The organism is Microcystis sp. M113S1 (assembly GCF_020246945.1).
In the GTDB taxonomy this organism is placed as follows: domain Bacteria; phylum Cyanobacteriota; class Cyanobacteriia; order Cyanobacteriales; family Microcystaceae; genus Microcystis.
The window spans coordinates 1-11060 of record NZ_JADBSA010000200.1 but is presented as its reverse complement, the minus strand read 5'-3'; the positions used below and the strand labels follow the sequence as shown (position 1 = coordinate 11060).

8 protein-coding genes are annotated in these 11060 nt (G+C 42.3%); 4 read left to right on the top strand and 4 right to left on the bottom strand.

Translation table 11 applies throughout. From position 1 onward, the window contains the following. From IM319_RS10180 to IM319_RS10165, 4 genes are all read left to right on the top strand, one after another. A partial coding sequence (locus IM319_RS10180) for a zinc ribbon domain-containing protein (RefSeq protein WP_287735508.1) occupies window positions 1-195 on the top strand: 195 nt, incomplete at its 5' end. 326 nt (window positions 196-521) lie between these two features. Continuing rightward, a complete protein-coding gene (gene gltB, locus IM319_RS10175; RefSeq protein WP_287735506.1) occupies window positions 522-5123 on the top strand; it encodes a glutamate synthase large subunit in 4602 nt (1533 codons plus the stop codon). A 69-nt stretch (window positions 5124-5192) separates the two neighbouring features. Continuing rightward, window positions 5193-7379: a DNA cytosine methyltransferase gene (locus tag IM319_RS10170; RefSeq protein ID WP_287735505.1), complete on the top strand. Its 2187-nt coding sequence runs from the start codon at window positions 5193-5195 to the stop codon at window positions 7377-7379. Between the two features lie 330 nt (window positions 7380-7709). After that, complete coding sequence (locus IM319_RS10165; RefSeq protein ID WP_287735504.1) at window positions 7710-8069, top strand: DNA cytosine methyltransferase; 360 nt, start codon at window positions 7710-7712, stop codon at window positions 8067-8069. Here IM319_RS10165 and IM319_RS10160 read toward each other — a convergent pair. The 4 genes from IM319_RS10160 to IM319_RS10145 form a co-directional block, all read right to left on the bottom strand. After that, the gene (locus IM319_RS10160) at window positions 8039-8239 is read right to left on the bottom strand and encodes a hypothetical protein (RefSeq protein ID WP_002751002.1); all 201 of its coding nucleotides are present in this window, start codon (window positions 8237-8239) and stop codon (window positions 8039-8041) included. The two genes, IM319_RS10165 and IM319_RS10160, sit on opposite strands and share 31 nt — an antisense overlap. 15 nt (window positions 8240-8254) lie before the next feature. Beyond that, window positions 8255-8503, bottom strand: coding sequence for a type II toxin-antitoxin system RelE family toxin (locus IM319_RS10155; protein ID WP_002751000.1), 249 nt, complete (start codon window positions 8501-8503; stop codon window positions 8255-8257). 794 nt (window positions 8504-9297) lie between these two features. Beyond that, window positions 9298-9726: a ubiquinol-cytochrome c reductase iron-sulfur subunit gene (locus IM319_RS10150; RefSeq protein ID WP_287735503.1), complete on the bottom strand. Its 429-nt coding sequence runs from the start codon at window positions 9724-9726 to the stop codon at window positions 9298-9300. A 427-nt stretch (window positions 9727-10153) separates the two neighbouring features. Then, a partial coding sequence (locus IM319_RS10145; RefSeq protein WP_287735502.1) for an FG-GAP-like repeat-containing protein occupies window positions 10154-11060 on the bottom strand: 907 nt, incomplete at its 5' end.

Sequence of the window (11060 nt, the reverse complement as noted above, 5' to 3'; positions counted from 1 at the left end):
TGTGGTCAAAAAGTCCCTAAATCTCTATCTACGAGAACCCATATTTGTCCCCATTGTGGCTATGTAGAAGATAGAGATATTAACGCCGCTATCAACATTCTCAAAAAGGGACTAAGTACGGTAGGGCATACCGAAACTAATGCGCGCCGGCGTGAGATTCCCTCTGGTTTGGTTGGATACGTCCTGCCAGATTAAGGAAACTCAGTGAACCAAGAATCCCTCGCTTTTAGCGATGGGAGTGTCAAAATCTGACAATATTCTACCAAAATAAGCACCTAACAAGGTTTCTCCCCCCCATCCTTCCTGGGGGATTTTCGGTGACAATTCCTGAGAGCTACTATATCATGGTAGATCACCTGTGATTCCTCAGACTGGCCAAGATAAAGATGGCAACAGGCAAAAATTAGGAAAAATCAGCGACAATCGAAACGGCAAGATCAAAAAAAATTCTATTCTAGATTGACCCTTTCAGCAGACCAACTATCCCACCCTTCTAGACGACGACCGTAAGGATAACTTCTATGGCGCAACAAAATAACCTAAAAATCGACAATATACACCAAATTGATCCCTATTGGGGTCCCCCATGGCTCGTAGAAGAACGGGACGCTTGCGGAGTCGGTTTTATTGCCGATGTGCGCGGTTCGGGTAGCCATCAACTGATTGAACAGGCACTTTCGGCCCTCGCTTGTTTGGAACACCGGGGAGGCTGCAGCGCCGATCAGGATTCCGGTGACGGTTCTGGTATAATGACCGCTATCCCTAGAGCTATCCTCGCTCCTTGGTTCGCCGAAAATGGCTTAAATATGCCAGAATCTGAGCGTCTAGGGGTGGGTATGGTCTTTCTTCCCCAAGCAACCCAAGAACGAGCCGACGCTAAAGCACATATCGAGGAAATTGTCAATAAATATAATATTAAGATTTTAGGTTGGCGTACCGTTCCCGTCCGTCCTGAAACCCTCGGCCGACAAGCAAGGGAAAATCAACCCTTTGTCGAGCAAATTCTGGTTACTTCCCCCGATTTAGCCGGTTCTCAATTCGATCGCCTACTCTATATTGCCCGTTCTGAAGTCGGTAAGCAACTGGCCGATGATTTCTATTTCTGTTCCTTTTCCTGTCGCACCATTGTCTATAAAGGCATGGTACGGGGCGAAATCCTGCGAGAATTCTATCTAGACCTGCAAAATCCCGCCTATAGCAGTCAATTCGCCATTTATCACCGACGTTTTAGCACCAATACCCAACCGAAATGGCCTCTCGCTCAACCGATGCGCTTATTGGGTCATAACGGCGAAATTAACACCCTTTTGGGCAATATTAACTGGATGTCGGCCCGGGAACCCGCTTTAGAAACGGAAGGTTGGACCCACGAAGAATTACAATCCTTGACTCCCATTGTTAACCCCGCTAACAGCGACTCCTATAACCTCGATAGCGCCCTAGAATTATTGGTGAGAACCGGTCGCAGTCCCCTAGAAGCAGCTATGATCCTAGTGCCGGAGGCCTACAATAATCAGCCGGATTTACAGGATTATCCCGAAATTATCGACTTTTACGAATACTATAGCGGTTTACAGGAACCCTGGGACGGTCCAGCTTTACTGGTATTCAGTGACGGGGGAATCGTCGGCGCTTGTTTAGATCGCAACGGTTTGCGACCGGCCCGTTATAGCATTACTAACACGGGTTATATCGTCGTTTCCTCGGAAGCGGGAACTATTCCCCTTGATGAAACCACCATTATCGAAAAAGGTCGTCTCGGCCCCGGTCAAATGATCGCAGTGGACCTAGAAAAAGGCGAAATTAAGCGTAATTGGCAGATTAAACAGGAAATTGCCCGATCTAATCCCTACGGTGAATGGGTGAAATCCCAACGCACCTTTATTGACAAAGAAACAGCGATCGACATTCCCGCTCCTAGTAATCTCCTTCCCCGGCAAACCGCTTTCGGTTATACTGCCGAAGATGTGGATATGATTATCGTCCCCATGGCAGAACAGGGAAAAGAACCGACTTTCTGTATGGGTGATGACACTCCCCTAGCGGTCCTCTCCAGTAAACCCCATCTTCTCTACGATTACTTTAAACAACGTTTTGCCCAAGTTACTAACCCTCCCATCGATCCTTTACGGGAAAGTTTAGTCATGTCCCTGACTATGTATCTGGGACGACGGGGCAATATACTTAAATTAGGGGTTGATGACGCACATTTACTGAAATTAGACTCTCCCCTGCTCAATAACGCTGAATTAGCCAAAGTTAAAACCTCTAGCTACAAAACAGCCGAACTTTCTACCCTTTATGATCTGACCACCGGACCGGGGGGATTAGAAACTGCGATCGCTAATTTGTGCGCTGAGGCCGCCAAGAAAGTAGAATCGGGAGCGGAAATTTTAATTCTCAGTGACAGAACTGCTCCTATTGACGAAAAAACTAGCTATATTCCCCCCTTATTAGCTGTTGGTGCAGTCCATCATCACCTGATTCGCTCACACTTGCGTTTAAAAGCTTCGATCGTTATCGACACGGCCCAATGTTGGAGTACCCATCACTTCGCTTGTCTAATTGGTTATGGCGCTTCCGCAGTCTGTCCCTATCTTGCGTTAGAAACGATCGCCCAGTGGTGGATCGAGCCAAAAACGCAGAAATTGATGGAAAACGGCAAATTAGAAGCTATTAGCCTCGAAAAAGCCCTAATTAATTACCGCAAATCCGTAGAAGCAGGATTACTGAAAATCCTCTCGAAAATGGGTATTTCTCTCCTATCTTCCTACCATGGGGCGCAAATTTTCGAGGCGATCGGATTATCGGCAGATTTAGTTAAACTAGCTTTTAACGGTACTACCAGTCGCGTCGGGGGTTTAAGCATTGCTGAAGTGGCCCAAGAAGCGATCGCATTCCACAGCAAAGCTTTCCCCAATCTTACCGCTAAAAAACTAGAAAACTACGGTTTTGTCAACTACCGTCCGGGGGGAGAATACCACATGAATTCCCCGGAAATGGCGAAAGCACTCCATAAAGCAGTGGCTGCTCACTCCCAAGGTGAAGGATATGACCATTACGAAACCTATCGTCAAATCTTGCAGCAAAGACCTGTTACTGCATTGCGCGATCTATTAGAATTTAACAGCGATCGAGCCTCAATTGCCATCGAAGAAGTAGAATCGCTCGAAAGTATCCTGCAACGCTTCTGCACAGGGGGAATGTCCCTCGGTGCCTTGGGACGGGAAGCACACGAAACCCTAGCGATCGCCATGAATCGCATCGGAGGTAAGTCCAATTCCGGAGAAGGGGGAGAAGATCCGATCCGTTATACCAGCTTAAGCGATGTGGATGCAGAAGGACATTCTGTGACTATGCCCCATCTAAACGGCTTAAAAAACGGTGATACGGCTAATTCTGCCATTAAACAGATAGCTTCGGGACGTTTTGGAGTCACCCCCGAATACTTAATGAGTGGAAAACAGCTAGAGATTAAAATGGCCCAAGGAGCAAAACCGGGAGAAGGAGGTCAATTACCGGGGAAAAAAGTCAGTTCCTATATTGCCATGTTACGGCGCTCAAAACCGGGAGTAACTTTGATTTCTCCCCCTCCTCACCACGATATCTACTCGATCGAAGATTTAGCGCAATTAATCTACGATTTACACCAAATTAACCCCCGGGCCAAAGTTTCCGTCAAATTAGTGGCCGAGATCGGTATCGGCACAATTGCGGCCGGAGTTGCCAAAGCTAACGCTGATATTATCCAGATTTCTGGTCACGATGGTGGTACAGGTGCATCACCCCTAAGTTCGATCAAACACGCGGGTAGTCCCTGGGAATTGGGAGTGACGGAAGTGCATCGGATGTTAATGGAAAATCAACTGCGTCATCGGGTGATTTTGCGCGCAGATGGAGGACTAAAAACCGGTTGGGATATCCTCATGGCTGCTCTCATGGGTGCGGAGGAATTCGGTTTTGGTTCCATTTCCATGATTGCCGAGGGGTGTATCATGGCCCGCGTCTGTCACACGAATAATTGCCCTGTGGGAGTCGCTACCCAGCAGGAACGTCTCCGCGCTCGTTTTCCCGGAATTCCCGCTCATGTGGTCAATTTCTTCACTTTGGTGGCTGAGGAAACGCGGCAATTATTGGCGAAATTAGGCTATCACAGTTTAAATGAGGTGATTGGCCGGGCAGATCTGTTAAAAGTGCGCTCCGATGCTCATTTAACTAAGACAGAATCCCTCAATCTCGATTGTTTGTTGAATTTACCCGATGGCCGAGACCGCTCTTGGTTGCAGCACGAGGAAGTACATAGTAACGGTGCTGTTCTCGATGACGAGATTCTAGCAGATAGCGAGATTAAACAGGCGATCGAGCAACAGGGAACCGTCAGCAAAACCTACAGGATTGTCAATACTGATCGCTCCGTCGGGGCGAGAATTGCGGGGGTAATTGCCCAAAAATACGGTAATGACGGCTTTGAAGGCGAAATTAAGCTCAATTTCCAGGGTGCAGCCGGTCAAAGTTTCGGAGCATTTAATTTACCTGGTGTCAATCTCCATTTAGAGGGAGAAGCTAACGATTATGTGGGTAAAGGCATCTACGGCGGCGAAATTGTCATTATACCGCCCCAAAACGCCAATTATCAGCCCGAAGATAACGCTATTATCGGTAATACCTGTCTCTACGGGGCCACCGGTGGGGTATTATACGCTAATGGTCGCGCTGGTGAACGCTTTGCTGTCCGCAATTCCACCGCGAAAGCAGTTATCGAAGCAGCCGGGGATCACCTCTGTGAATACATGACCGGTGGGGTAATTGTTGTGCTTGGTTCCGTCGGTCGCAACGTCGGCGCCGGGATGACAGGGGGATTAGCTTATATCCTCGACCAATCCCTACCGGAGAAACTTAACCCCGAAATTGTCAAGATTCAACGGGTTGCCACGGCAGCCAGCGCTGAACAGTTAAAATCTTTAATTGAGGCTCATGTAGAACGCACTAATAGCCCCAAGGGTAAGTTAATTTTAGCTAATTGGGATAGTTATCTCGGTCAATTCTGGCAAGTGGTTCCCCCCTCGGAAGCGGATAGTCCCGAAGCGCAAATTAGCGCGGAGAAAACCTTAACTTCGGTGTAATTTCTTTGGGGTGCGTTAACAAAGAGTAACGCACCCATTGATTAATTTCTTTGGTGTCATAATTTTGCAATGACAAACGAAAAACTCAGATTTATCGATCTTTTTGCTGGTATTGGAGGATTTAGATTAGCTTTCGAGAGCGTTGGTTATGACTGTGTATATTCTTGTGAAATAAACGAAAACTGTCGAAAAGTATATTTCAATAATTTTCAAGAAATTCCCGATCAAGATATTAGGAAAATTGCTATCCATGACCTACCTGATTTTGAAGTGTTGACAGCAGGATTTCCCTGTCAACCCTTTAGCATTTCTGGAAAACGAGCCGGATTTGGAGATACAAGGGGAACTCTATTTTTTCACATCTGCGAAATAGTAGAATTAAAAAAGCCGAAAATAATTCTTCTGGAAAATGTTAAACACCTAATTCACCTCGACAAAGGCAAAAACTTAGATATTATTTTGCATTCTTTGGAAGAACTGGGTTATTTAGTTGATTATAAGCTCTTAAATGCCAAGAATTTTGGTGTGCCGCAAAATCGAGAAAGAATTATTATTATTGCTACCCAAAATAAAAAATTTAATTTCAACTCATTAAAATATACTTCACCAATACCTAAGTTACGCGATTTTCTGTCTCCTCAAGGCAATTTTGAATACTTAGATAAAAAAGAATATACTCTCATTGATAATCCTACCTTACAACCATCAGGATTAATTTTTGTCGGTTATCGCAATAAAACTATCTGGAAAAAAGGTATCAGACCAAATACAGAACATTTATCCCGGGTTCATCATCAACCTAACCGAATTTATTCGATCGATGGAGTACATCCTACTATACCATCTCAGGAAACATCTGGACGTTTTTTTATTTATATACCCGAACAAGATCAGGTGCGTAAATTAACTATCCAAGAATGCTATCGACTGATGAAGTTCCCCGATAGCTTTCAAATTCATCCTAACTTAGCTGAGTCTTATAAACAGGTGGGTAATTCGGTTTGTATTCCCATGATTCAAGAGTTGGCTATTGCCATTAAGAAACATATTTTTGAAAACAATTCTAGAGTATCCTTAAAGGAGTTTTCTTTTTCTCGTCAGAATATTCAATTGGAAATTATCGGATTAGATTTTATGAACCATAAAGAAAAGTTATTAGAAATTTATGACCAATCCTTAAATTTAGATGATCGGCAACCACTGCTCCCTCAACCCTATCAAAACTATATCCAACAAATTGCTACTAATTGCTCAAAACAAAAGGGAGTTTATACGGTTTTAATAACTTTATTAGTTCATAAAATTCTCTATCCTAATCAAGATATTAGATACCATCAAACTAATTTACCTGGAGGATTTTCAGGAAGAACTATTGATACTCAGTATATTACTCCCACCTTGAAACAATTGGGATTACCAGCTATGGCAGAAAGTGGCTGGCTAACTCGTTCTTTAGAACAACCCTTTCCCTATACTTTAGATTATCAAGGTAAAATTAGTAATCAAAAAACCAAAGATGCTTTTCTGGGTTTAATTGATTTTATTGAAACTAATCCTCAACAAGCTGAAGTTATTTTAAGGCTTTTACTTCATCAAGTTAATCAGATTATCCAGACCCAAAAGATTAAAATTTTGAAGATAGATAATCCTGAACCTTTTGATATCAACACTTTGAGCAGTTGCCTAGAAAATCATTTTAGTTTCAATTATCAAACTCGCGGAGCTTCCAAATTACCCGTTTTAGCACTATATGCAATTTATCAAAGGTTAATTATAGAAGTAGAAAGATACAAATCCTGCACATTAAAACCTCTAGGCAGTCACACAGCTTCTGATCTAACTTCTGGTAGTGCAGGAGATATTGAGATTTTTGATAAAAATAAACAATTAGTAGAAGTTATTGAAATTAAGCATGGTAAGTACATTGATTTACAAATTCTCCGAATTGCCAAAGATAAAATTATTAAATTTAATCCGAGAAGATATTATATCCTATCATCTTTTGATGTTAAACCCACAGAAGTGGAGTTAATCATGTCCGAGATTCAAACTATCAAAAACAACCATGGTTGTCAAATAATCACCAATGGTATTATACCGACAATTAAATATTATCTGAGACTGATATCATCTCCAGAAGAATTTCTCAATAGCTATTCCCATCTGATTGAAATAGATTCGGAATTACAAACTATTCATAAATTAAAATGGAACGAAATTTTATCTAATCTTATTCACCCAATTGAACAAATCTAAACTAGCGATCTATACTATGGCCCAAATATACCATCAGGGGTTACAGCCTTTCTCAAGATAAAGTGTAACCTAATTTGGTATCGACACCCGACACCCGACACTCCAAAATCTGTCCCCACAAAAAACTTTTTCGGTAACGCCTATCTAGACTACAGTTTTTATCGCTGCATAAGTCGGAACATTTGGTAAAATTAGGATATATAGCAGTTCTCGCATCTGTGCGGCACACTTAAACTTTCGCTGATTAAGCTGTTCAGGATCGGAAATGTACCTCTTCTGAATCAGAAACGCTATATTTACTTTGGCTATCTCTGGTGTCATCATTTTGCAATGACAAACGAAAAACTCAGATTTATCGATCTTTTTGCTGGTATTGGAGGATTTAGATTAGCTTTTGAGAGCGTTGGTTATGACTGTATATATTCTTGTGAAATAGACGATAACTGTCGAAAAGTATATTTCAATAATTTTCAAGAAATTCCCGATCAAGATATTAGGAAAATTGCTATCCATGACCTCCCTGATTTTGAAGTGTTGACAGCAGGATTTCCCTGTCAACCCTTTAGCATTTCTGGAAAACGAGCCGGATTTAGAGATACAAGGGGAACGCTATTTTTTCCCATCTGCGAAATAGTCGAATTAAAGCAAGATACAAGCAATCAATCAATATTTAGCATCTTCTTAACCTGATCTAGAGAATAAGTTTGACTATCTTTTTCTTCTTCTTTTGCTTGTATTAAATCTTCCAAATCCTCTAAGTCTTCTAAGATTTCTTTAATTTTCATAAACTCCTCATAAGTTAAAACAGCAAATTCTTTTTTGCCATTTTTGATTAAGAATTCAGGATGTAATTCAATCATTGTTTTCTCCTTAATTTAATTGTAGATATTTTGTCGATGTTTAACACGATAAATCACTAAAGTTATTTCTTCAACCTCAAATAGAATTCGATAGTTACCCACCCTTAAGCGATAATTAGGCGTAAAATTCTTTAATTGCTTGACATCTCCTTGTAAATTATCCTTCATTGCTTCAATTTTAGCCATAATCCGAGTCCGATCTTGAGAAGAAAGTTTTTCTAAGTCTTTGATAGCTTTAGGCTTGAATTGAATTTGATATTTCACATTAGACCTCTTGCATAAATCAGAGAAATTGACGATTTCTAATTTTCGATTTTGGATTGAGGTATTTAGGACTTTTGCCAGAAATCTATTAATTGTACCTCAATCAGGTTGAGGTGGGCTATCAAGCCCAAATAAAACATCTTATATTGATGGGCAAACCTTAGAACAAGCAGTAAGGTAGATGTTGTCAAGTTAGGACATCTAGTTGCACCAGGAGCAAGGAGCAGTCGTCCTAATGTAAATTTTTGTTACAAAAGCTGGCATTTCTGGGTTTGATAAGCTATCAAGCATTTAAATTGCTTGTTGAGATCAGGCAAGGGGGGGTGGGGGAGATTCAGCTAATTGCATAATTAATTTTTGAGGGTTCAAAAACGGCAAAAATAAGGATTAAATGGCATAAAATATGTAAATAGACTATTTAGTTAATTATTATTCATTCTTAATTCTCCTGACTCGGAGAATCTTGACTCGGAGACTCCTAATCCTAACAACAATTTTTAGTTTTCACAAGAGGTCTAATGAATCCCCTCGTCAACTATTTTCGCAACCTGCAAGAAATCCACTCCTCCCAAGCAGCAGAGGCACAATTATTTGTAGGATGGGTTAGCGCACTTCGTAACCCATGCGCGCGTTGGGTTTCATGCTTCAACCCAACCTACGTCTAGGAAGTCACACTGATTGGTCCCTCATCTCCCTCCGTCAAGGAGGCTTTCCATTCAATTAATTTCTAAGTGCGAGTAGAGAGTCACTAATTCTACCCGTGTCACCAAAGGCATGGTATTCCGTCAACCCCGTTAAGCTTTTTTCACGAAAATAACGTCTTTTTCGACCTTGACTTGATAGGTGGTTAGATTGCGTTTTGGGGGTTTATTCGTGACGACCCCAGTGGCGGTAAATTTTCCCGGATGGCAGGGACAAGCTAAAATCTGTGCGCCAGTATTCCATTTCACCGTACAGCCTTCATGGGTACAAGTCGGGTTTACTGCACTGATCTTTTTCGTATTTTTCTCCCAGATCAGGAGCAAGGAGCCGACCGGGGATTTTTTATCCAGAAAACTGCCTTTGGCTTCCAATTCTTTGAGGGTAATGCCCGTCACTTTCACAAAGCCTTCCGCCGCTTGGGCTGGAGTCATCTCTTGGTCGGTAGCCGTCCCTAGTATTTCTGGGGCGCAGGCCATGGCTCCGCCAACACCAACGAGGGCAACAAATTCACGACGATTCATGGGATTAGGTTTTTTCCAACAGCAACGTTAACTTTTAGTGTACCGTAGAAGCTCTTTCCATTCAATTAACTTCTAAGTGCGAGTAGAGAAGGCCAGTAAGTAAACGCCTAACATTGATTATTATTCATTCTTAATTCTCCTGACAGCCGAAGCCTAACCCTAACAACAATTTTTAGTTTTCACAAGAGGTCTCATGAATCCCCTCGTCAATTATTTTCGCAACCTGCAAGAAATCCACTCCTCCCAAGCAGCAGTAAAAGAAACCTCCTGCTACTAAGATAATGTCAACGCTCCCCCCCAATTAGGGTTTTTTAGGCGATCGCATTTTAAAATTTTGTTTCATGTAAGGCGATCGCGTTTTAGATTTTTAGCTCATGTAAAGGCGATCGCGTTCCATATTTTCAGAGTTTACGACAAGGCGATAGCGCTAGAAAAAAGCCACAGGCAATGTATTCCATCCTGCGGACTGATTGACTAGAGCCACATCCGTTTTACTATCACCATTGAAATTACCTGTTAGTACGTTAACGTTCGGGTTAGCAGCCCAAGAGGCAAAATCTCCGATAAATTGGTTTGTTACGGAAAAATTCCCATTTCCTTGAGAGAAAGCTACTGGCAATGTATTCCATCCTGCGGATTTATTGATTAGGGCCACATCTGTTTTACCATCACCGTTAAAATCACCCGTTCGTACTCTTACATTCGGGTTGGCAGCCCAAGAAGCAAAATCTCCGATAAATTGGTTTGTTACAGAAAAACTCCCATTTCCTTGAGAGAAAGCTACTGGCAATGTATTCCATCCTGCGGATTTATTGATTAGGGCCACATCCGTTTTACCATCACCGTTAAAATCACCTGTTAGTGCGTCAACATTCGGGTTGGCAGACCAAGAGGCAAAATCTCCGATAAATTGGTTTGTTACGGAAAAATTCCCATTTCCTTGAGAGAAAGCGACTGGCAATGTATTCCATCCTGCGGACTGATTGACTAGGGACACATCAGTTTTACCATCACCGTTAAAATCACCCGTTAATACCCTTACGTTCGGGTTGGCAGACCAAGAAGCAAAATCTCCGATAAATTGGTTTGTTACTGTATATTGTCCTGGATTAGGATTAGTACCTCCCAAAGCCTTAAACACATTGAGCCGCTTACCAGAAACCGTTTTACCGGCAAGGGATGCCAGGGGGTCGCCCGTGTTCATTAAGGCGTTTTTCACCTGTTGGGCTGTCCAAGTAGGATTTTGTGACCACAACAAAGCCGCTGCCCCTGCCACATGGGGACTGGCCATGGATGTCCCAGATTTAATACCATAGCTATTACCTGGAATAGTG

What these genes read in the sequence shown, in the direction of transcription:
- IM319_RS10165 (WP_287735504.1), top strand. Translation starts at nt 7,710, where the DNA reads ATGACAAACGAAAAACTCAGATTTATCGATCTTTTTGCTGGTATTGGA.
- IM319_RS10160 (WP_002751002.1), bottom strand. Translation starts at nt 8,239, where the DNA reads ATGATTGAATTACATCCTGAATTCTTAATCAAAAATGGCAAAAAAGAA.
- IM319_RS10170 (WP_287735505.1), top strand. Translation starts at nt 5,193, where the DNA reads ATGACAAACGAAAAACTCAGATTTATCGATCTTTTTGCTGGTATTGGA.
- gltB (WP_287735506.1), top strand. Translation starts at nt 522, where the DNA reads ATGGCGCAACAAAATAACCTAAAAATCGACAATATACACCAAATTGAT.
- IM319_RS10150 (WP_287735503.1), bottom strand. Translation starts at nt 9,726, where the DNA reads ATGAATCGTCGTGAATTTGTTGCCCTCGTTGGTGTTGGCGGAGCCATG.